Raw genomic sequence first — 23,798 nt, 5'->3', positions numbered from 1 at the left:
GTATTAAGTACACTAAGTATATGTCGGGCATCAAAACACTGGGTCAGTTTATCATCGAAAAACAGGCAGATTTTCCATACGCAAAAGGCGAATTATCAAGACTACTCAGGGATATCGGCATTGCCGCAAAAATCGTGAACCGGGAGGTCAATAAAGCTGGCCTGGCAGATATTCTGGGCTCCGCTGGCACCATGAATATACAAGGGGAGGGCCAGCAAAAACTCGACGTGTTTGCCAACACACAGTTCATCAGCGCACTAACCAGCGGCGGCGAGTGCTGCGTAGTAGCCACCGAAGAAGAGGATGATCTTGTTCCTATAGACTCGCCAGTATCGAAAAACGCGAAGTATATCGTATGTATCGATCCGCTCGACGGCTCCTCGAATATCGATTGTAACGTGGCTGTGGGCACCATATTTTCCATATACAGAAGGAAATCCTATGGCGGAGCAGCTACCATAGAAGACGTACTGCAAAAAGGAACCGAGCAGGTAGCCGCCGGTTATGTGATTTATGGCTCATCAACTATGCTGGTATACACCACGGGCAAAGGCGTCAACGGATTCACCTTAGATCCCTCCATCGGCGAATTCTGCCTGTCGCACCCCAATATGAAAACCCCGGAGTCCGGAAATATCTATTCCTTAAACGAAGGCAATTACGTTCACTTTCCGGAGGGTGTAAAAAAGTACCTGAAGTACGCCCAAACGGAAGATAAACAAACCAACAGGCCATACACATCACGCTATATAGGCTCCATGGTCGCTGATGTTCACCGAAACCTCATTAAAGGTGGAATCTATATTTATCCCACTACAGCGGCTTCGCCAAAAGGCAAACTCAGGTTGCTTTATGAATGTAACCCAATGGCTTTTATTGTCGAACAGGCAGGGGGAGTGGCCAGTGATGGCTTTAACCGGATTTTGGAAATTGAACCTACAGAATTGCACCAGCGGTCGGCCATTTTTATAGGTTCAGCGCAAATGGTCAGAGATGCAGAGGAGTTGATGAGGGAGTCGGTGATTAGCATCCGCACTTAGCGCTAATCCTGGACCGGATATAGTACAGAATTAACATCATTTCGATCACTAAGTTTATTCCTTAGTCTACCAAACTGTACCCGCTGCAACAGCAATTATGATTTAGAGAAAAATTCATCTTAAACGGTGTACACCAAGATGCTATTAAATAGATAATTTATAGGTAATAATTACATAATAAATAGAGGGTTGGTATATCCTTGGTATATCGTTGATATATCCTTGGTGTATCGTTGATATATCTATTTGATATGCCAAGGATATGTCAAGGATATTTTAAAGTTCTTTTAATTATCGACTTATTATCAAGTTAATATGTAGAAACTATGTTATTATACCAGATGAGGACCAGCCCTTATGGCTTATTGTGAATAACCCCCGGCCGACTACGCGACAGGGGGTTATCTTTTTATTGGTTTACTTTATGATTTCGCCCAGTACCTGACAAGTTTCATCGAAGGCAGGCAGACTCGCCTGTTTTACTCAGTCAACGAGTTTCCCGATCGGTTTGGTTGCTGTAGGAAGCCTTGATAATAATTTCGGTGTTATTGATCGTCTCCTACAAACGTATAGACTATTTCGCGTGTTTCGGCGGGGTGTGGATACATGGAAATATATAAAAAGGGGACTAAATATGAATCCAGGGATTTTTGAGTTGAATCAGTCTGCCAAATAGCTCAAAACGACTACCTATTTTGGGCATAAACAAAACCATTAAAGTTAACTACCGGTTATACACTATTGGCATGGAAGAATATTCCGATTTCTTTGCATGCATTTTATTTCGACCCGTTTATTTCTAGTAGAGAATTATCCATTCCTTATAAAACTCTCTCTAGTAGTAAAGATAGTTTCGTTCTAAAAGGTAAATAATTTAAAAGACTACCTATAAATCTGCATCCGTATTTGTATCAAGATGTTTTCTGCAAATTTCACATCTGGTCGGTCGGGCAATTGAGATTTATCATAAAGAACTTTAATATTCTCCATTTTTTCTTCCACCATCTCCATCAATTCCTCAAATTGAAACTCGCCCTTCCGGATTTTTAATAAATGATCGCGATCATTCCGGTAAACTATCACTTCCTTATGAAGCGCTATTTCTTCCGCCATTGTAAGTAACCGGAAGGTGTGCATCATGTTCTTAGCATCGTAACTCTTGCCGTGCGATAAGGTGCTTTGATAGCGCAACTGATTGCGCTTTTCCTCCCATTCGCGATACTCGCGATATTCTTTGCAATAAACCGAATAGCCGTCTTTATTAAAGTTCATAACAGCCAACGGTTCCAAGCCTTTAGGTACCGGACTTAGCTGTACATCATCTGCATCCGGACCTGAAACAATTCCTCTGAAATACGCATCGTTTTTTAATTGTTTTTTATGATAAAGGAGATAAGTGCTTCGAAAATGATCTACGGTTGTCAATCCGCATTCATTTTGATTATAGTTGCTTTCCTTCAGCCATTCTGTAAGAGAAATGCTGCCATTATTGTAAATCACATAACAGAAATCCAGTACCGATTTTCTTTCGGCATCGAGTGGTTTATTGATCTTCTTGTTTAGGCCGCGTGCTTTTTTTATTTGTGTTTGTGCATACCCCGCAAAGGTGTCCAAACAAAGCTTTGATAGGAAATCTGTCGGTTTGATCAAATCGATTACCGGGTGGCGGCACAGCACAAACTCATTGGGCGTGGCCAGCAATTCGAGGATATTAGGATTGTTCTTGGTTAGTAACTCTAAAAAACGGCCGATCTCAAAATATACCTCATCATTTGTATCGTTAGCTATTTGTTCCTGGCGCTCAAATCCGTACAACTGATTCTGGGGCATGATGAAAACACCTTTCTTATCCACGTCTGATCCTTTAACATTAAGATTGTAAGCAGTGCTGCCGCTTATACAGTCCAGCAGAACCAGTTCTTTATGTTTTTTTAGTTCTTCAAATGTCATGGCAGCAGGTATTTTCTAAAAACACCATCCAGTTCTAAAGTATCTTTTCTAACTGACGGTAATAACGGCAACTTTCCTCTGCAATATTCGACTGTCTGGGTCAGCCAATCATTTAGCTCTATAACACGCTCTATAAAAGCTTTCTCATTGGCATCCTTTTTCCTGTCCGACAATCTGCTGATATGCGCTTGTATCACTTCATCAGTTATTAGCGCGCGAAGCGGCTTAAATTCCATCGGCGGTACGCCTTGCTTTTCTATGATCCACAGGCAAGCCAAGGCCGGGCGTAACGCATAAAAATAGCGCTTTAGCTTCACCTGTTCTGCTTGCAGATCATCGCGGAGCGTATTGGTTGCCATTGATAAATAATGGTTAGCGGCAGACCGTGGTGAAAAATATACCGGCATCAGGCTACTAAGTTCCATAACAAAAGCCATATCCTGGCGATAGATGATCGGCGACTGCAGCCACTCATACAAGGGAGCATTCGATTTTAGGAACAGCTTAAGCGCCTTTTTGATATCCCAGCCGCCAATGTCCAGCACTTCGTTAACAGGCAAGCCAAGCACATCTGTTGAATCGGCTATACTGAGGTAATAGTCAATATTTCGGGTATAAATGAAACGAACGTCAAAGTCGCTATCCGGCGAAGCAAAGCCCCAGGCCCGGCTGCCCGACTCGCAGGCGTACAGTATTTTTATATTTTCATTCTGCTCCAGTTCTAGCAGTTTTTGCAGGATAATTTCTTTCATGTTCGTTTTCATTTATAATCGTGGGTCAACCGGCTCACTTTCCATAGCCAGTACACCAAATACACACTGATGTACGCGCCTCAACGGCTCCTTATCGGTAAAGCGTTGTAAACCCTCTATACCAAGGGCAAACTCGCGCATGGCCATGCTGCGTTTGGCATTCAATCCACGTTGTTTCAGGCGCACCATGTTATCGGGAGCCGTATACTCCGGGCCATAGATAATGCGCAGATATTCTCGCCCCCTAATCTTTATAGCCGGTTGAATTAATCCTTTTCCATCTTTTTCGATGAAATTGTGAGGCTTTACCACCATGCCCTCGCCGCCTTTACCGGTTAATTCCAACCACCAGGAGGTTGCATCTCCGATGCTGGTTTCGTTATCCAGGTCGACTACCTTGTATGGGGTTGCCAACAGTATGGCCGGATCAGCCGAGCAGATATTTTTTATCTGCTCCATGTGCCATTCGTGAGTTTCACTCGTCCAAAGCTTTCCTTCAGATGCAAGGATATGGAACGGTGCCAGCTTATAATCATCAAGGCCATTTACCGGCCAACAGTATTGCTGGTAAGCAGCTATAAACTGTTTTGCTTCCTGTGCCCTTTCACTGTATTCAGTTAACAAAGCCGCTCCATTGGCGTCTCTTTGTGTTAGTTGTTCCAACGCTGCGTTTACATCATTTAAAGCATGGGTGGCCGCACTCCCAACCGAGGCATACTGTGTTTGCAGCAATGCTTGCGCTTTAGCGCTCCAGGGCATTAGTTCGGCATCCAGGCAAACCCAATCGGTGTTGAACTTTTCATAAAAGCCTGAATTATCCAGTGCGGTATTTAATCTGTGCAATAAAGCCTGCTCGGTTTCCTTATCATTAAAAAAAGCCCGACCGGTACGGGTATAAATCGTTCCGATTCCTTCGCTGGTGATGCCAAATGCCTTACTGATGGCGCCCTCGTCTTTACCGACGATGACTACTGCTCTCGATCCCATATGCTTTTCCTGGCATACCACACGATTGATACCGGCAGCTTTGTAATATTCAAATGCTTCGGTTGGGAATTCCAGGTAATCGTCTAGGATACTTGTTTTCGACGGGCTCATGGTCGGTGGCAGATATATCAACCACTTAGGGTTTACCGCAAAACGACTCATCACTTCTAATGCAGCAATAGCGTTTTCTTCCCGAATGGTAATGTTATTGCCTAAGCGCGTTTCCACGATCTGTTTCCCGGTAAAGTCAGCAATATCGAGCACATGATCACTTTCCTGTTGAATGGTTAGATTCCCAGTTGTCTGATGGCCATGATTCAAAGGCCTTACCGGCTCACAATATACTTTTGCAGCTTTAACTGAAACCAGTTCTCGTTCCGGATAACGCAAAGCTGTTAGCGAGCCCCCAAATACACAGCCGGTATCAATATCAATGGTATTGTTTAGCCATTGTGCCTGCGGTACAGGCGTATGGCCATAAACGACCATAGCTTTGCCTTTATACTCGGCAGCCCAGTTCAAACGAACCGGCAACCCGAATTCATCGATCTCACCAGTGGTTTCCCCATACAGACAAAACTCACGAACAGCACCGGAGCCGCGTCCCTGCATGCTCTGCTTTAAACCGGCATGGGATACGACCAGCTTACCATCGTCAAAAACATAATGACTGATAAGACCATCTATAAACTTCCTTACTGCTTCCCTGAATTCAGGTGTTTCCAAATTCAATTGATCTATTGATTCCTGTAATCCGTGCTTGGCTTGGACGTTTTTGCCATTCAACCAACGCATTAATTTAACGTCGTGGTTTCCCGGTACACAATAAGCATTGCCCGATGCGGTCATTGACATCACCAGTTTAAGAACATCAGGCGTTTTAGGCCCGCGGTCAACCAGATCGCCAACGAAAACAGCTTTTCTGCCATCAGGGTGTGCCCATGTGCCGGTATTATTCGTATAGCCAAGTTTTGCTAATAATTCTATCAGCTCATCAAAACAGCCGTGCACGTCGCCAATGATGTCGAATGGTCCATTCTCTTGCTTTTTGTTATTGTAAAGCGGATCGCGGGTAATGCCGGTTATGGCCTCAACTTCCTCAGGCGAACGCAACTCGATGATCTGGCGGAAGCCTTCATACTTCAGTTTTTTAAAACTACGTTTCAACTGTGAAATATGCTGCGGAAGTACGTGAGCGCCAAAGTTTCGATCTGACCGTAATGCGTTGCGCTGTGCACAAACTTTCTCAGGCATATTCAGTATGATCGCTACTGGCAGGCAATGATATTCGCGCGCCAGGTTTATCCAGTCTTTACGGGCTTCTTCCTGTACATTCGTCGCATCGATCACAGTCAGCAAACCGTTCTTCAAACGCATGCCGGTTATGTACCTCGCAAGAGCAAAGGCATCGGCAGATGCTGCCTGATTATTTTCGTCGTCGCTTACTATGCTGCGGCAAACGTCAGAAGATACGATCTCAGTAGCCTTGAAATGCTTGCGCGCAAATGATGACTTTCCAGAGCCAGTTGCCCCTATCAATACCACTAATGATAGTTCTGGTATTTGTATATTTTTACTAGTTAACATTTTTTTTGATTCTAAAGCTTATACCAATTCTTCTGCATTTTTTGACGCCCGACTAAATACTGCCATCTGGCTTAGTGCACCTACTTCCGGGTCGACATCGCCAATAGGTTTGAAAATCACATTATAGCTATAACGGACCGATATATCCGTTGCCCAGCCTTCAAATTCTTTTCGTGTCCATTCGAAACGGTGGTCGGTATGGCGCATTTTGCCTTCTTCAAAATTTTCAAACTTTACGTTATATTCGGCATTAGGCGTAGTTACTACGATCATCTCCGGCTTTGCGTAGTCAAAAACTGAACGTTCTAACGCAGCTAAACGCGATTCATCCAGGTGTTCGATCACTTCTACTAATGCTGCGCCATCGAAGCCTTCCAGCCGTTTATCACTATAAGTTAATGAGCCCTGTATCAGTTGAATTCTTTGGCGTTGTTTTTCAGGCAGTCGATCAAGCTTCAGACGTTCTTGGGCGATCTCTAATGAGCGGTAACTCACATCCATGCCCAGTATCATTTCAAACTGCTTTTCAGCCAGTAAGAGTCTCAGCAGCCTGCCCTCGCCGCAACCTAGGTCGGCTACAGATTTAACACCGGCAGACAGAAACTCATCCCTTGCAGCCTGCAATCGCTGGTCATGTATACGCAATTTGGGTATCTCCGTTTCTACGCTATTTTCGTTTCCTATTACTGCTTCTTCTACATCTTCATCGGTCGCTTCTTTACTGAATAGCACTTCGAAAGCTTTATTAGCCAGAGAATGCTGATTTTTAAGATAACGGCGAACGATCAATTCCTTTGCGGGATGCTCATCCAGCCAGTCCTTCCCTTTGTTTAACAGCTTTTCGATCTCATCTTTCGATACCCAGTAATGCTTGTCATTATCGCAAACCGGAATGAGTACATACAAATGTGACAGCAATTGCTGCAAGGTGATCTGATTACTGAGTTCGACCGTAAAGTATCGACTAATGCCCCACTCTGGAAAAGCTGGGTTAAGCTGATGCTGCGTTGCATTAACAGCATAACCCAGCGGCTCGAATAAAGATCTTAAAAGAGTATCTCCGCCGCGTACCGGTAATACGGAAAGTTTGACCACAAAAGGCATAGCTACGTCAACCAGTTCCGGTTTATCTTTGCATCTTCCGTTTAATGCAGACGAATATGCTTTGGCAATAGCGGCACTCATAAACGAACTACATACATAGGGGCGGTCGTTCACATATTGCTCTAATGCAAAATCATTACCCTGCGGGCCTGCGCTTCGCACCAACCCAACCGGGTCGATGTCGAGCAATAAAGCAGCAGTACATTTCTCTGCACTTACCTCCGGGTAGAAAATGTGTGCCTTTCCGGCAGATAGATCGACCGACTGAATCTTAGCGGGATGTTTATGCAGCAGATAGCTTAAATCAGCGGCCGGAGTATGTGTGGTGGTTATGGTAAGTAACATAGTTATTGATTGAAAGGTTTAATATAATTATTCTGCTGACTTGAGCGCACATTTCCCCTCTTTAATGGCAATGCACGCTTGCAACTATACAAAGGTTGGGACTCAGTGCGCAGTCTTTTTGCGCAGTGAAAAATATTTTTAATATTTATAAAATATTCTCAACCGCCGCATATGCCTGTCAACCGTAACGCCCTTATCCGCTACCGTACTATAGATAACTGCCTACAGAACCGTTACCGTAAGTGGACACTCGACGACCTGATCGAAGCTTGCTCCGATGCCTTGTATGAATTTGAAGGCATTGAAAAAGGTGTCAGCCGGCGTTCGGTGCAGGCGGATATTGAGATGATGCGCAGTAATAAGTTGGGTTACGAAGCGCCAATTGTTGTGGTTGATAAAAAATATTATGCTTACGCTGACAAGAATTATAGCATCACGAACAGTCCAATTAGTTCGCAGGATATGCATGTTCTGAGCGAGGTATCTGGCTTGTTAAAACAGTTTAAAGGCTTTGATCATTTCAGCGATCTGACCGAGATGGTAAGTAAACTGGAAGATAAAATATACTCACAAAAGACCCATAATTCGCCGGTGGTTGACTTTGAAAAGAACGATCATCTGAAAGGGCTTGAATACATTGAAGTAATCCGTAAGGCGATTGTGTCAAAAAAAACAATTTGCGTTACCTACAGATCTTTCAAAGCGAGGGATGCCAGTACATTTTGCTTCAGTGGTTATTTGCTAAAAGAATATCGAAATCGTTGGTTTGTTTTAGGACAGCGGCATGGTCGCGGCGGAAACCTGCTGAACCTGGCATTGGACCGAATCCAAGCCATCGAGTTGCATGAGGACGCTTACCGTGAAAATAATCTCATAGATCTGGCCACGTATTATAGTGATGTGATTGGGGTAACCAAATCACCAGGTCAACGAGATTGTGAAGTGGTATTTTGGATAGATGATGCCAATGCCCCCTATATCATCACAAAACCATTGCATCATACACAGAAACTTTTAGCAGAGGAAGACGGGGGTAAAATATTTAGCATCAAGGTGATCCTGAACTTTGAGCTTGAACGTGAGTTGTTAGGCTTTGGTTCAAAAATTAAAGTGATCAGGCCAAGGATATTGGTTAAGCAAATGAGGGAAAATCTGGCTAAGGCGTTAGGGAATTATGATGAGCCCAAACCTTATTCATTTCAGTAAAACAAAGTTGGTCGGTTCAAAATCATTCGCAATCTCAATTGATATAGACACGTAGAAGGTTGTTGTACTTCATAAGACGGGGAGTGTCGAGCTACGAAACTAGACAGACCCACCAAGCTAACCAACCCCAAAACAATTCTTTAAAACCAAAAAAATAGGGCAAAATCTCCTTAAAAGACTTTGCCCCATAAAGGGTGGAAGGACGTTGTGATGTCGAGCGATTTCATACGCGATTTGATGTCGCTGGCCTCTCTACGCGGGAAGATCAAGGAAAAAGATGAGTTGGAAAAATTGACAAAACTGACAAATTGGACTATTTAATTGCATGCAATAATTTCAACCTGGGTATTTCGGCAAAACTGGTCAGGAATTCCGCAAACATGCTGACACCCTATTCCGTACTATAGTGACAGGCAATTTCGCTGCAAAGTGGTCCGTTTGACCTGCAGATAAGAAGTTTATCGATTGGTGTCTCCCTAAGCTGGCGTGAAAAATATCTTTTAAGCGCCGCTAAGAAGAGGATCTGATTGTCATCGGGTACAAGCCTAAAGGTGCTGTAAAATCGATTGTAGACCTTTATTTGAGTTCGTGTGTCAAGGAGATGGGACTTACGGATCAGACAACCCTAGAATCGCAAACATAAGTGCCTTTGTAAGGCAAGACAAAACCCTTTGTTAACTTGCCAGGCCGGCCGAACCCTGGAGTGAATTTCTTTCGCCAATCAAAATGTGACCACTTTGCAGCGAAATCAGCTGACCACTTTGAGTGAAATATGCAACAAATTGCATCACGATTACAATTACCTGTCCAATCTGTTTTCAGAGGTAGAGGGTACAACCATTGAAAAATACTTTATCGCCCAAAAGGTGGAGAAAGTCAAAGAATTGTTGGTGTATGATGAGTTGTCATTAAGTGAGATTGCGAACCGCCTAAATTATTCGAGCGTGGCATATTTGAGTAACCAGTTTAAAAAAGTTACCGGGCTAACACCAAGCCATTTCAAACAGATTAAAGAGGATAAAAGAAAACCGTTGGATAAAGTGTAAGTAAATCTTACAAATCAAATCCAAAATTTCACAACAGTACCCATAAATATAATAGCCAATTTTGTATTGTAAATTAAAGCAGGCAAATATGGCGACAAACAGAGAAAATATATACATTCCATTGGAGGATGTAGAAAGCGAACACTGTGCATTAATCGTTGAAAAGGGATTGGCACAGGTAAAAGGCGTAGAAACCCATAAAGTAGAGCTGAACAACCGCAGGGCAGCGATTACAGTAGATAGCAATGAAACCGTAGGCGAGGCTGTTAAGGCAATTAAAGATTTAGGTTACGGAATTCCTACGGTTAAAAGTGCTTTTCCGGTATTGGGCATGACCTGTGCATCCTGTGCGGGCAGTGCCGAAAGCATTGTGAAATACCAACCGGGAGTAGTTAATGCTTCCGTGAACTTTGCAACGGGCAATCTTACCGTAGAATATCTGCCCAATATGACCGATGCCTTCACCCTGCAAAAAGCGTTTCAGGGAGTAGGTTACGACCTATTGATTGAAGACGAAACCAAGCAGCAGGAAACGCTCGAAGCCATCCACGAAAAGAAATTCCGAACCCTGAAAAACAAGACCATTTGGGCAATTATCCTTTCCCTGCCCGTGGTAGTCATAGGAATGTTCTTTATGGATATGCCCTATGCAGACCCGATAATGTGGCTCTTTTCCACACCCGTTGTAATATGGTTGGGCAGGGATTTTTTTGTGAACGCTTGGAAGCAGGCAAAGCACCGTTCCGCCAATATGGATACGCTGGTGGCATTGAGTACAGGTATTGCCTACCTGTTCAGTGTTTTCAATATGCTGTTTGCCGACTTTTGGCATCAACGGGGACTGCACGCCCACGTATATTTTGAAGCGGCAGCCGTTATTATCGCATTCATCCTCTTGGGGAAACTGCTGGAAGAAAGAGCCAAAGGCAACACCTCTTCAGCCATTAAGAAACTGATGGGCTTGCAGCCGAAAACGGTCATCGTGGTACAGGCGGACGGAACGGAAAAGCAGACCGCTATCGAAGACGTAAGCGCAAGTGATGTGATACTCGTAAAGCCCGGTGAAAAGATTGCGGTAGACGGTATGGTCATATCGGGCAATTCGTATGTGGACGAAAGCATGTTAAGCGGTGAGCCTGTACCTGTATTGAAAAAAGAAAAAGAAAAAGTATTTGCAGGAACGATTAACCAAAAAGGCAGCTTCCGGTTCAGGGCGGTAAAAGTGAGCAAAGAAACCATGCTTGCCCACATCATCAAAATGGTGCAGGATGCACAGGGAAGCAAAGCACCCGTACAGAAACTGGTCGATAGGATTGCGGGCATCTTTGTTCCCACAGTGATAGGTATTGCCATCCTGACATTTACACTATGGTTGATTTTGGGAGGCGAAAACGGGGTTGTTCAAGGTCTGCTGGCAGCCGTTACGGTATTGGTCATTGCCTGCCCCTGTGCTTTAGGCTTAGCGACACCCACCGCTATTATGGTAGGCGTTGGTAAAGGTGCTGAAAATGGCATTTTGATAAAGGATGCCGAAAGTTTGGAACTGGCCAAAAAAGTAAATGTCATCGTTTTGGACAAAACCGGAACCATCACCGAGGGAAGACCACAGGTAACGGGCATTAAATGGCTGAACCATGAGGTCACCGCAAAAGAAGTCCTTTTGAGCATCGAAAAGCAATCCGAGCATCCATTGGCAGAAGCCGTAGTGAAGCATCTTGACGATGTAGCGGCCACCTCTTTATCCATGTTCGACAGCATTACGGGCAAAGGCGCAAAAGCAGACCATGACAACGAAACCTATTATGTAGGCAACAAAAAGCTATTGGCAGAAAACAACATTGCCATTGCCAGCGAATTACAAGACCAGGCCGAAGAATGGGGCAAACAGTCCAAAACCGTTATTTGGTTTGCAAACAGCAAACAGGCTCTTGCTGTAATTGCTATCGCCGATAAGATTAAGGAAACATCGGTGCAGGCTATCTGGGAAATGCAGGATATGGGCATTGACCTGTATATGCTGACCGGAGATAATGAAGCTACCGCTAAAGCCATTGCGGAGCAGACAGGCATCAAGCATTACAAAGCCGAAGTTTTGCCACAGCACAAAGCCGACTTTGTGAAAGAACTGCAAAGTAAAGGAAAGGTAGTGGCAATGGTGGGCGATGGTATCAACGACAGCACCGCATTGGCAACAGCCGATGTAAGTATCGCAATGGGCAAAGGCAGCGACATCGCAATGGACGTAGCCAAGATGACCATCATTTCATCCGACCTGACCAAAATACCGCAGGCAATACGTTTGTCCAAACAGACCGTAGCCACCATCAAGCAAAACCTGTTCTGGGCGTTTATCTACAACGTAATCGGCATTCCGGTAGCGGCAGGTATCCTTTACCCTGTTAACGGCTTCCTGCTCAACCCGATGATTGCGGGTGCGGCAATGGCATTGAGCAGCGTGAGCGTGGTCAGTAACAGCCTGCGGTTGAAGTGGAAGAAATAAAACAGTAAATCTCACAAATCAAACAAGAAATTACACAACAATACTGAACTGAATAGTACGGAAATTTGCATTATCAGATAACTCTAAAATTTATTAACAATGGAAAATAAACAATTTCAATTCAAGACGAACATCAATTGCGGAGGTTGTATCGCATCTGTAAAACCGCACTTGGACAAGGCAGAGGGTATCTGCCATTGGGAAGTGGACACTGCCAACAAGGACAAGGTACTTACAGTGAAGTCCGAGGGCATTACCGAGCAGGAAGTAATATCGACCGTGCAAAAGGCAGGCTTCAAAATTGAACCTTTGGACGCCTAAGCCAACAACTTTTTGAAATGCCCTTTTTCCGACCGAATTTTCTATGAGGTTGGGTTGCTGAAAAAGGGCATTTTATCAATTCTGAAAAAAGGCGATAGGTTATTGCGTATATGGCATTTTTTTGTCCATATAGCAAAAAAAAACGTAAAACGATATAAAAAACCAATCTAATTTGTAACTTTGTTGCGTTGAAAAGTTATAGAATACATATAGGCATTTTGACATTGTTCTGTTTGGTTTTCTTTATGATGCCAAGTCAGAGCTATGCCTGTTCCAAAAATTCAACAAAGACCGAGCAGTCTTCCTGCTCAAAGGAGAAATCCAAAAAATCAGAACATAAAAAAGGTTGCAAGGGCAAATCCTGTAAAAAATGCAAAAGTGACAAATGCGGGGGCGGCTGTTCACACAGCTCTTGCAGGTGCGGTGCTTCAACCACTTCCCTAAATGTCCCAACCATAATCGAATTAAAGGCAAAAAATCACTTAGCAGCAGCTAAAAAGCAAAAATTCGGTTTCAAAGAAGCCTACTATTCTTCGGGCTTTTTCTCCATTTGGCTACCGCCTAAAATAAGCTAAAACTATGGTCTGATAGCCATAGGTGTGTCCTGTCAGAAGCTGTTCCGGCTTTTGCAAATCCCCTATTTGTATCATTTACTTAAAATTTAAAACAGAAACGGGTTTATCAATCCCCCGTTTCTCAAAATGTAATTATTATGAAATCATTATCAAAAATAGTGATGGTAATCGCCGTGTTACTATCATCAATAAACGGCTTCGCACAAATCAAGAATGCGAAAACAGAAACCGTAAAGATTTACGGCAATTGTGGTATGTGCAAAACCACCATCGAAAAAGCAGGTAACGTAAAAAAGGTAGCCAGCGTGGACTGGAACAAAGATACCAAGATGGCTACGCTCACCTATGACGGCGACAAAACAAATCAGGATGAAATCCTGAAACGTATTGCTTTGGCTGGTTATGACAGTGAGAAGTTCCGTGCGCCGGATGACGTATATGCTAAACTGGCTGGTTGCTGCCAGTATGATAGACCCGTGAAGACGGTTGCCAAAAACAAAGAGGCGGGAATGGACATGAATGCCGGACATGGCAATCACGACCATGGCCAAATGGCAGCATCCGCTAACAAAGATGCAGCCCAAAACCAATCACAGCTAAAAGCTGTATTTGACAACTACTTTTCAGTGAAAGACGCTTTGATAAAAACCGATGCGGCGACCGCATCTGCCAAAGCCGCTGAATTGGCCGCATCCCTTAAAGCAGTCGATATGAACAAGCTATCGGCAGAGGAACATACGGCTTGGATGAAAGTGATGCAGGACTTGACGGCCAATGCGGAAAGCATTTCAAAATCAAAAGACGTTGCAAAACAAAGAAGTGCTTTTGCGGCACTTTCGGGAAGCATCTACACACTGGCCAAAGTTTCTAAACAGGACACCCCCGTTTATTACCAGCACTGCCCTATGTACAATGGAGGTAAGGGAGCCAATTGGCTAAGTAAAGAGAATGTCGTTAAAAATCCATATTACGGCTCACAGATGCTTACCTGCGGCAGTACGGTCGAAACCATTAAATAACAGGTCTGAAAGCTATGGTACAGGACAATGACATGGTGCAGGCGCTTAAAGACCTAAGACAGCGTGGGTACAGTATGGACTTTAGTCTGTTGCCAGACTGCCTGTACTGTGCGTCAAGGAGCCTGAAACTAAAACCGGAGGATTTTACGGTTACGGAAACTCATAGGTTTGAAAGCCTCGACAGCAGTCCAGATAACAATGCCGTGATTTATGTCATATTATCCTATGACGGTAAGGATAAAGGGCTACTTGTTAATGCCTATGGTACTTATGCCGAAGAAATGACCCATGAGATGGCAAAAAAAATAAGTGCAACATAACTTAAAACTCCTTGTTATGAATAAATATACGTGTCCTATGCACCCGCAGGTGCTAAAAGACGAACCGGGCAAATGCCCACTCTGTAGCATGCAATTGATGCCCGTTGGCGGTGCGTCAGCTTCTCATGAACACACATCAGGACATGGGCATTCCGGGCATTCTCAACATGGCCATGCTGACGAAAACTTTAATAAACATGAGGGGCATCATACAGGCGATTTCCTCACACGTTTTTGGATAAGCCTTGTCATTACAATCCCTATCCTGCTCCTGTCGCACATGATACAGCAATGGTTGGGTTTCTCCCTTGCTTTCAATGGCGATAAATATGTGCTGCTGGCATTGGGTACGGTGATTTATTGCTATGGAGGCTTACCATTCCTAAAGGGAATGATTGGCGAGGTGAAAGCCAAAGCCATAGGGATGATGACCCTTGTTGCTATCGCCATATCCGTAGCCTATGTCTATTCCGTAGCCGTTGTTTTTGGCTTGCAGGGTATGGACTTCTTTTGGGAACTGGCAACCCTAATTGACATCATGCTATTAGGGCATTGGCTGGAAATGCGTTCCCAAATGGCTGCTTCACGGGCATTACAGTCATTGGTGGCTTTGCTGCCCAACGATGTTACCGTGGAACGTGGCGGAGAAGCCGTAAAGATAAAGCTCGAAGACCTGCAAAGTGGTGAAACGGCTATCATAAAACCGGGTGAAAAAATTCCAGCCGATGGATTGGTACTGGAGGGGCTTTCGTATATCAACGAAAGTATGCTTACTGGTGAAAGTGTTCCCGTAAAAAAGGAAAAAGACGGAAAGGTCATTGCAGGTTCGATCAATGGCGATGGTGCGCTGAAAGTTGAGGTAACAGCCGTTGGAAAAGACAGCTACCTGAACCGGGTTATCAATCTTGTACAGGAGGCACAGGCTACTAAGTCCAATACGCAAAACCTTGCGGACAAAGTTGCCAAATGGCTCACCTTTATTGCCATTGCCGTAGGCATAGGCACATTTGCCTATTGGTATGCAAGCAGTGGAGATATTGCCTTTGCGCTTGAAAGAATGGTGACGGTGATGGTAACTGCCTGCCCCCACGCATTGGGCGTGGCTATCCCGTTGGTGGTCGCCATTTCCACAACGCTTTCGGCGACCAATGGCCTGCTCATCCGCAACCGTACGGCATTTGAAACCACCCGCAAACTTTCCACCGTCATTTTTGATAAGACCGGAACGCTCACCAAAGGTTCCCATGCCGTAGAAAAGGTTATACCGTTAACGGATGAATATAATGCCGATGAGGTTATCCAGTATGCTGCCGCAGTACAGCAAAATTCGGAACACCATGTCGCCAAAGGCATTATGGCTACATTGAAAGAAAAAAGCCTTGCCTTATGGAAATCTGAAAACTTTAGCTATATGCAGGGCATAGGCGTTAAAGGTGTCGTGAACGGCAAAAATATCGTAGCTGGCGGCCCGAATTATTTCACCGAAAACCACCTTTCCCTGCCGGAAATTCCAAACGAAATCAATCAGGAAGCCGAAACGGTCAACTTTGTCCTCATTGATGACCGGGTAATCGGCATCATTACTTTGGCAGACAGCATCCGTGAGGGTTCGGCACAGGCGATTGAGGAACTCAAAAAAATGGGCATCAAGTCCTTTCTGCTCACCGGGGACAACGACAGGATTGCTGCTGCCGTAGCCGGAAAATTGGGTATGGACGGGTATTTGGCTAATGTGCTTCCGCACAACAAGCAGGAAAAAGTAAAGGAGTTTCAGGACAAAGGTGAAGTGGTTGCCATGACAGGTGACGGTGTGAACGATGCCCCGGCACTGGCACAGGCAGATGTGGGCATTGCCGTGGGTTCCGGTACGGATGTGGCTGCCGAAACAGCGGATATCATATTGGTAGACAGCGACCCGAGGGATGTGGTCAAACTGATTGACTTCGGCAAACTTACCTACAAAAAGATGCTACAGAACCTGATATGGGCGGTTGGCTACAACGTGGTGGCAATACCGCTTGCGGCAGGCGTACTCTATCCGAATTTTGTTTTAAGTCCCGCTATGGGTGCTGTGCTGATGAGTGTAAGCACCATTGTAGTGGCTATTAACGCAAGTTTTTTAAAAATCAAAAAATAAATAAAAATGAAAAATCTAACATTATCAATCATTGCTGTTATCATGGCATTTGTAACAGTATCATGCAATCAGGCATCCAACAAAAACGAGCAGTCTTCAAGTGATACTGCTGTTGTATCACAAGAACAGTCAGCTTCCCAACCAAAAGAGGATGATACGGTAGCTGCGCCCGTTGTGAGTGAAACTCCGAGCGGTCAGGAAGCAAAAGCAACAGGAAAAGAAGAAGCAAAAAACTTTTCTATTGCGCCCATAGTTACCGATTATCTGTCCTTAAAGAACGCCCTTGTTTCGGACGATGACAAAGCTGCCGCCAGTTCAGGGAAAAAGCTGTTAGCTACCCTGAATAAAGTGGACATGAAAGCCGTTCCTGCTGATAAGCACAAAAAGTACATGGACATAGCGGACGATGCTAAAGAACACGCAGAACATATCGGGGAAAATGTTGGCAACATTCACCACCAGCGGGAACATTTAGCCTCGCTTGGCGAAGATTTGAAAGACCTAATTGATTTGTTCGGTACATCGCAAACATTGTATCAAGACCATTGCCCGATGTTCAATGACGGTAAGGGTGCTGTTTGGTTTAGCGAAAACAAGGAAATCAAAAACCCTTACTACGGCTCTAAAATGCTGACCTGCGGTAAGGTGGAAAAAACAATTAACAGCAAATAAAATTCAGGGTTATGGAAAATATGCAAAACAGTCACCATGCGGGTCATTCCTCGGAGCATGGCACGCACAATACAAAACATGCTTCTGCCATGTACAAACGCTTTGCGGTGATGGCTGTCGCAATGTTCGCAGTGATGTATTTTATCATGTACGCCATGATTGACGGGTGGCAGAACCTGATACCCAATATCAACAATTTGTACATGACCCTGCTGATGACCTCGGCAATGCTGCTTATCGAATTAGCGATAATGAAAGTAATGTACCCCAACAGGAAGATGAATTGGGCGATAGCCATCATCTCGGTTGCTGTTGGCATCTTTTCATGGTTTGGTATCAGGGAACAAATCAATATCGGGGACAAGCAGTTTGCAAAGGGTATGATACCCCATCACGCAGCAGCCATATTGATGTCCGAAAAGGCACACCTGACCGACCCGGAACTGATAGAGCTGCAAAAAAATATACTTAAAACCCAAGCGGAAGAAATTCAACTAATGAAGCGCAAGCTAAAAGAGTTTGAAGATAGTAAATAATAAAATTTAAAAAAACAAGTTTGGACATGAACAAAATAATAATTGGCTTTATTTCCTTATTAACCCTGCTATTCACCGCTTGCGGTCAGGCGGGGTCAAATAAGGATGAAGCGGAACAGCAGCATTCGCAGGCAACTCCGGAAAGCAACGGACATACTACCCAAATAGGTGAATTGGTTCCATCGGATGAAGTCTGCATGGTCAACGATGCCTATATCGGCAAAAAGCAGTTTGAAGTAAAATTTGACGGTAAAACCTATTACGGATGTTGCGAAATGTGTAAGGAACGTATTCCAAAAGATGCGACCGTGCGGATGGCGATAGACCCCTATTCCCATAAGCAGGTAGACAAAGCTAATGCGGTGATTGCTGTGACAGGAAATGACGGTGAAGTTTCTTATTTTGAAAACAAGGAGAATTATGCCAAGTATGTGAAAAAACAGTAGACACAAAAAGATGAAGCCACAATAAAATAATTATGACCATAAAGAAGAAAATCATATTGGGGCTGGCTGTCGTCCTGATTGCCATACAGTTCTTTCAGCCCTTACGGAACCAGGCGGTTGAAGTGCCAGCCACCCATATCGAAAGGGTGTACGCCGTACCCCAAAATGTAAAGGCTATCCTTGTTCAGTCCTGTTATGACTGCCATAGCAACAATACCCATTATCCGTGGTACAGCCGTATCCAGCCCGGCGCATGGTACATGGCAGAGCATATAAAAAAGGGGAAAGAGGAACTCAACTTTAGCGAATTTGGCGACTATTCTGTCCGCAGGCAGCGAAACAAGTTCAGGGCTATGGCCGGGCAGGTTAAGGACGGGGAAATGCCGTTGTCATCATACACACTAATTCATCGCAATGCAGTATTGTCACCGGAGGATAAGCAGGTTTTGATAGCGTGGTTTAGCACAATGGAAGACAGCATTAAATAAAATTTTTCAAATCATGAACAGATATAATAAAATACCTATAAGAATTTTGCAAACAGTGCTGATACTGCTTTGCACGCAAACGCTGTTTGCACAGAGAGTGGTGCATTACGAGCTGTATGTAAAAGATACGCTTGTCAACTATGCAGGTAAGCAAAAAAGGGCAATTGCCGTAAACGGGCAAATCCCCATGCCCACCCTTACCTTTACCGAGGGCGACACTGCCGAAATAGTGGTGCACAACCAATTGAAAGAAAGCACATCACTTCACTGGCATGGTGTGTTCCTGCCCAATAAAGAAGACGGTGTGCCCTGGCTTACACAAAAACCCATCGCACCGGGCACAACCTACACCTACCGTTTTCCGATTATCCAGCATGGTACGCACTGGTACCATTCCCACTCAGGATTGCAGGAGCAGATTGGCATGTACGGAAGTTTTATCATGAAGAAAAGAAGCGATGATAAGACATTCAGAAAAGGAATTGACGATTTGCCGACCGTTCCAATTATATTAAGTGAGTGGACAAATCTTAACCCCGATAATATCAACCGTATGCTACACAATGCAAATGATTGGGCGGCCATTAAGAAAGGCGCAACACAATCATATGTTGAAGCTATTAAGGAGGGAAAATTAGGGGTAAAGGTAAAAAACGAGTGGAAGCGGATGCTGGCGATGGATGTCAGTGACGTTTACTATGATAAAATCCTAATAAATGGTAGCCATAGCACCGATTTGAAAACAATTGATGGTAAAAAGCTAAAAGCAGGCGACAAAGTCAGATTGCGTGTTTCCAATGGAGGGGCGTCTTCATATTTCTGGCTACGGTATGCTGGAGGAAAAATTACAGTAGTAGCGAATGATGGGAATGATGTTGAGCCTGTAGAGGTGGACAGGTTAATCATTGCCGTTTCTGAAACTTACGATATTGTAGTGACTATCCCTCAAGATGGTTTGGCTTACGAGTTCTTAGCAACAACCGAAGACAGGACACAATCTGCGAGTTACTTTATAGGTGATGGGGTCAAACAGCTTATTTCTCCACTCCCACGATTGAAGTATTTCGAGGGGATGAAGATGATGAACGATATGATGAAAATGAATGGCGATTTGGACGATATGGGCATGAAGATGAGCCTTAACCAAATGGACATGAATGTAGTGATGTATCCCGAAATTACCGGAGATGCAACAAAAAAAGCAGACCACAGTAAGCATGAGGGTATGGATATGGATAACGACGCTAACCGTTACAACGCTAATGCCTTGGGAGACATCAAAACATTAAATTATGCTATGTTGCAATCACCTTATAACACCTCTCTTCCAAATGATGCGCCTGTAAAAGAGTTGAAATTCACACTTACTGGCAACATGAACCGCTATGTATGGAGCATGGATAATAAAATACTTGCGGAAACTGACAAAATACCTGTAAAAAAAGGAGAAATTCTACGGATTACCATTTATAATAATTCAATGATGCGGCATCCAATGCATCTTCACGGATTTGATTTCAGGGTGATAAACGGAAAAGGCGAAAAATCGCCGCTTAAAAATGTGTTGGATATCATGCCTATGGAAACAGATACCATTGAGTTTTTAGCAAATGAGGAAGGTGATTGGTTCTTTCATTGCCATATATTATATCACATGATGGCGGGAATGAACAGGGTCTTTGAAGTTGGAGACTACAATAACCCCTATCTACCCGACAAGGCAAAAGCCTATAAAGAATTGCAAAGAGAAAGTAATATGCCTCATTTTATGGCACAAAACGATTTTGCAACCAATGGTAATGATGGAGAAGCTATGCTAATGAATGCACGCTACCAATTAGGAACAGAATGGCGTTTAGGCTATAATAGTATGCACGGTTATGAAGTAGAAACCCATTTAGGTAGATACATTGGAAAGATGCAATGGTTCATGCCCTTTGTAGGTTTTGATTACCGCTACCGTAAAATGGGAGAAGATGAACACGAAAAGAACATATTTGGACAAACCAACAAGAAAGACACCCGCAGGGCGTTCAGTTTAGGGTTTATGTATACGTTACCTATGCTGGTCAATTTTCAGGCAGAAGTATATCATGATGGAATTGTGAGATTGCAGTTAATGCGTGAAGATATACCAATTTCAAAAAGACTAAGAGGTGGTTTTATGGTGAATACCGACTTAGAGTATATGGGAGAACTTAGGTATATCATTAATAAGAATATAGGTATACGTACCCATTATGATAGCGATATGGGCTTTGGTGTGGGGCTGGCATTGACTTATTAAAATTAAATAACTAAGGGTTGTAAACTGCATAACCGTAAAAAAATATCGGTAAAAAAAAGGAGGTGATGCAGGTGTAATTCGCAAAGACTAACCTGCATCATACTACAACCCTTTAAAGTATGCAACAAAAATCTATCTATCGTTCCATCATCAATACGGTAGAGGTTGAATTTTTTTAAGCAGTAATTGCATCATAAGCTAATACGAACAGTGTTAGCTTTTCTGTATTAACCAATAATATATTACATCAAAATGAAGCGAATGGATAAATTTTACAATGAAACATATCTAAATTGGAAACTGCAATCCAGGAACTGGAGATTGAAACCGACTGCCCCATAAAAAGAATTGAAGCCGTTATACACCATATCATACAAAGCCTTGCCGACTTAAAGGACTTTGTACTGAAAAATGACTTTAAGAATATGGAAGAAGAAATCCATTTTTTCAAGTATCAGAAACCTGTTATTGTTTCAAAGCTCATCTACTACAATGCCATCTATAAAATCGAAACAAGAAGACCCTACGGGAACAAGCGTACCAAGAAATATTTTACCAAAGAACTGAAAAAGCTAAAAAGGTTCTTTGAAAACAACCTTGATTTTTACAAGTATTACCGCAGCAATAATTCTTTCGTTGACGAAAAATTCTTTGTGCGTGGCAAGCACGATATAAGGCTGTGGTTAGACACATTTTATTTTGAAGCAGACCATCGTTTTTCTACTTCACACGATTATAAGGTTGCCAAGATTATTGCCAATGACCTGATACAAGTTTATTTGGAAGACAGGCTCAATAACATCAATGTGAAAAGGGGTTCGGACAATTCATTGAAATGGACGGCAAGTAAAACGGCACTGACGGAACTCATATATGCACTGTACTCCCACGGTGTATTTAACAATGGGAATACAGACATAAAATTGATAGCTAAAACTTTTGAAGAAGCCTTTAATATTGAGTTAGGCGATTTTTACCACACGTTTATGGAACTGAAAGCCCGTAAGATAAACCGAACGAAATTCCTTGACAGCCTTTGTGAAGCACTGATTAAAAAAATGGACGAACAGGACGAAAAGTAACAACCATTACAAGAGGGTGTTTCCCGAACTGTGTCAATAGTGTAACTTTAAACTATCGACATAAACAATGGCAACACAAGAAGACTTTGACTTTGAAAGCTTCAAGAAAGAAGCTATAGCAGGCTTATATGCCGGCAAAAAGATGACCGGCACTGATGGTGTACTGACACCGATGATGAAACATTTTCTGGAATCGATGATGACCGGTGAACTGGAGCATCACATTTCCGAGAGTAAGCTGGCCGGTCAGGCTAACCGTAAAAACGGCAAAAGTAAAAAGACCGTACGAAGCCTGAGTTCAGGAGAATTTGAACTTGAAACCGGGCGTGACCGTCTGGGTACCTTTGAGCCAAAAGTTGTTCCCAAGCGCCAGCTGATCATTACCGAGGAACTGGAAGGCAATATCCTGTCGATGTATGCCATGGGCATGAGTACACGTGCGATGCGGGATTATGTACAGGAAATGTACGCCATGGATATCTCTGCTGCCGAGATTTCAAGGATTACAGACAGTGTGCTGCCCGCGGTACAGGAATGGCGTAACAGGCCATTGGAGGCCGTATATCCCTTTGTGTTCCTGGATTGCATGTTCTTCAAAGTCAGGGTAAACGGAGCGGTGGAAACCCGCGCCATCTACAATATACTGGGTGTGGATATTGAGGGTAAGAAAGATGTGCTAGGCCTTTATACCTCCGAAAATGAAGGGGCTAAATTCTGGCTGTCGGTGCTTACCGATCTGAAAACTCGTGGCGTGGAAGATATCCTGATCGCCTGCATCGATGGGCTCAAGGGCTTCCCTGAAGCTGTGGAGTCAATCTTTCCCCGGACCAGGGTGCAGCTATGCATTGTTCACCAGATCCGTTCGTCCATGCGTTATGTTCCTGAGAAAGACAAGAAGGCCGTAATGGCCGATATGAAACCGATCTATCAGGCAAATAACGAACAGCAGGGATATGAAAGATTGCTGGAGTTTGAAGAGAAATGGGGTAAGAAATATCCCCTGAGCTGTAAGTCCTGGCTGGACAACTGGGTCAACCTCTCGGCATTCTTTGAATACGATCAGGTAATCCGCAAGGTTATTTACACCACCAATCCGATCGAGGGTGTACACCGCCAGATCCGTAAGATCACCAAGACCAAGGGGGCTTTCTCTTCTGAACAGGCACTGATGAAACTCATGTACCTGGTCATTAAAAACATCAGCAAGAAATGGACGATGCCAATCCATAACTGGGGACTGGCATTCTCTCAACTTTATATTAAATTTGGTGACAGAATACTTCAGGAGAACAGAGGCTTCTGAGAGGCGTTAATTTTGAATGACACAGTTCACGTTACACTCCCAACACCCCACAAGAACTTGGCGATGGAGCTTATCTACTTGAAAAACAAAGAATT

General features: G+C 43.7%; 18 protein-coding genes and 1 pseudogene. 15 read left to right on the top strand and 4 right to left on the bottom strand.

What is annotated here, in order from left to right:
- Nucleotides 1-20 precede the first annotated feature (20 nt).
- On the top strand, nucleotides 21-1,040 hold the full coding sequence (fbp, locus tag QEP07_RS04485; protein WP_285008727.1) for a class 1 fructose-bisphosphatase: 1,020 nt from the start codon (nucleotides 21-23) through the stop codon (nucleotides 1,038-1,040).
- Between the two features lie 882 nt (nucleotides 1,041-1,922).
- On the opposite strand, the gene QEP07_RS04480 is transcribed toward fbp, so the two are convergent.
- Genes QEP07_RS04480 through QEP07_RS04465 form a run of 4 tightly spaced genes read right to left on the bottom strand, consistent with a single transcriptional unit; the run spans nucleotide 1,923 to nucleotide 7,765 of the window.
- On the bottom strand, nucleotides 1,923-2,990 hold the full coding sequence (locus QEP07_RS04480; protein WP_285008726.1) for a DNA polymerase beta superfamily protein: 1,068 nt from the start codon (nucleotides 2,988-2,990) through the stop codon (nucleotides 1,923-1,925).
- Nucleotides 2,987-3,742 carry a nucleotidyltransferase domain-containing protein gene (locus QEP07_RS04475; protein ID WP_285008725.1) on the bottom strand — a complete coding sequence of 252 codons (756 nt, stop codon included), beginning with the start codon at nucleotides 3,740-3,742 and terminating at the stop codon, nucleotides 2,987-2,989. Before QEP07_RS04475 ends, QEP07_RS04480 begins: the two co-directional genes overlap by 4 nt.
- Before the next feature lie 12 nt (nucleotides 3,743-3,754).
- Nucleotides 3,755-6,316 (bottom strand): polynucleotide kinase-phosphatase, encoded by a 2,562-nt coding sequence (locus QEP07_RS04470; RefSeq protein WP_285008723.1) that lies wholly within the window; start codon nucleotides 6,314-6,316, stop codon nucleotides 3,755-3,757.
- A gap of 18 nt (nucleotides 6,317-6,334) precedes the next feature.
- Nucleotides 6,335-7,765: a 3' terminal RNA ribose 2'-O-methyltransferase Hen1 gene (locus QEP07_RS04465; protein WP_285008721.1), complete on the bottom strand. Its 1,431-nt coding sequence runs from the start codon at nucleotides 7,763-7,765 to the stop codon at nucleotides 6,335-6,337.
- A 171-nt stretch (nucleotides 7,766-7,936) separates the two neighbouring features.
- Here QEP07_RS04465 and QEP07_RS04460 point away from each other — a divergent pair, with 171 nt between their 5' ends.
- From QEP07_RS04460 to QEP07_RS04395, 14 genes and pseudogenes are all read left to right on the top strand, one after another.
- Nucleotides 7,937-8,971 carry a helix-turn-helix transcriptional regulator gene (locus QEP07_RS04460; protein ID WP_285008720.1) on the top strand — a complete coding sequence of 345 codons (1,035 nt, stop codon included), beginning with the start codon at nucleotides 7,937-7,939 and terminating at the stop codon, nucleotides 8,969-8,971.
- A gap of 776 nt (nucleotides 8,972-9,747) precedes the next feature.
- Nucleotides 9,748-10,017, top strand: a pseudogene (locus QEP07_RS04455) (helix-turn-helix domain-containing protein); the annotation flags it as partial.
- A gap of 88 nt (nucleotides 10,018-10,105) precedes the next feature.
- Nucleotides 10,106-12,517 (top strand): heavy metal translocating P-type ATPase, encoded by a 2,412-nt coding sequence (locus tag QEP07_RS04450; protein ID WP_285008719.1) that lies wholly within the window; start codon nucleotides 10,106-10,108, stop codon nucleotides 12,515-12,517.
- A 99-nt stretch (nucleotides 12,518-12,616) separates the two neighbouring features.
- Nucleotides 12,617-12,838, top strand: a complete 222-nt coding sequence (locus QEP07_RS04445; protein WP_002981097.1) for a heavy-metal-associated domain-containing protein — start codon at nucleotides 12,617-12,619, stop codon at nucleotides 12,836-12,838.
- 712 nt (nucleotides 12,839-13,550) lie between these two features.
- Nucleotides 13,551-14,432 (top strand): DUF3347 domain-containing protein, encoded by an 882-nt coding sequence (locus tag QEP07_RS04440; RefSeq protein ID WP_285008718.1) that lies wholly within the window; start codon nucleotides 13,551-13,553, stop codon nucleotides 14,430-14,432.
- Nucleotides 14,433-14,446: 14 nt separating this feature from the next.
- Entirely contained in the window at nucleotides 14,447-14,752 is a 306-nt protein-coding gene (locus QEP07_RS04435) for a phosphoribosylpyrophosphate synthetase (protein WP_285008717.1), read from the top strand.
- A 16-nt stretch (nucleotides 14,753-14,768) separates the two neighbouring features.
- On the top strand, nucleotides 14,769-16,889 hold the full coding sequence (locus QEP07_RS04430) for a heavy metal translocating P-type ATPase (protein ID WP_285008716.1): 2,121 nt from the start codon (nucleotides 14,769-14,771) through the stop codon (nucleotides 16,887-16,889).
- A gap of 6 nt (nucleotides 16,890-16,895) precedes the next feature.
- Nucleotides 16,896-17,561: a DUF3347 domain-containing protein gene (locus tag QEP07_RS04425; protein WP_002993266.1), complete on the top strand. Its 666-nt coding sequence runs from the start codon at nucleotides 16,896-16,898 to the stop codon at nucleotides 17,559-17,561.
- An 11-nt stretch (nucleotides 17,562-17,572) separates the two neighbouring features.
- A complete protein-coding gene (locus QEP07_RS04420; RefSeq protein WP_285008715.1) occupies nucleotides 17,573-18,097 on the top strand; it encodes a DUF305 domain-containing protein in 525 nt (174 codons plus the stop codon).
- A gap of 26 nt (nucleotides 18,098-18,123) precedes the next feature.
- Entirely contained in the window at nucleotides 18,124-18,543 is a 420-nt protein-coding gene (locus QEP07_RS04415; protein WP_285008714.1) for a hypothetical protein, read from the top strand.
- A gap of 32 nt (nucleotides 18,544-18,575) precedes the next feature.
- Nucleotides 18,576-19,031: a heme-binding domain-containing protein gene (locus QEP07_RS04410; RefSeq protein ID WP_070566710.1), complete on the top strand. Its 456-nt coding sequence runs from the start codon at nucleotides 18,576-18,578 to the stop codon at nucleotides 19,029-19,031.
- Between the two features lie 13 nt (nucleotides 19,032-19,044).
- A complete protein-coding gene (locus tag QEP07_RS04405; RefSeq protein WP_285008713.1) occupies nucleotides 19,045-21,318 on the top strand; it encodes a multicopper oxidase family protein in 2,274 nt (757 codons plus the stop codon).
- A gap of 293 nt (nucleotides 21,319-21,611) precedes the next feature.
- On the top strand, nucleotides 21,612-22,400 hold the full coding sequence (locus QEP07_RS04400) for an RteC domain-containing protein (protein WP_437126684.1): 789 nt from the start codon (nucleotides 21,612-21,614) through the stop codon (nucleotides 22,398-22,400).
- Nucleotides 22,401-22,467: 67 nt separating this feature from the next.
- The gene (locus tag QEP07_RS04395) at nucleotides 22,468-23,703 is read left to right on the top strand and encodes an IS256 family transposase (RefSeq protein WP_285008712.1); all 1,236 of its coding nucleotides are present in this window, start codon (nucleotides 22,468-22,470) and stop codon (nucleotides 23,701-23,703) included.
- Nucleotides 23,704-23,798 lie beyond the last annotated feature (95 nt).

The sequence above is a fragment of the Pedobacter faecalis genome (assembly GCF_030182585.1).
GTDB lineage: Bacteria > Bacteroidota > Bacteroidia > Sphingobacteriales > Sphingobacteriaceae > Pedobacter > Pedobacter faecalis.
Note: the sequence above shows the minus strand (reverse complement) of the source record. Positions and strands in the feature narration are given on the sequence as shown.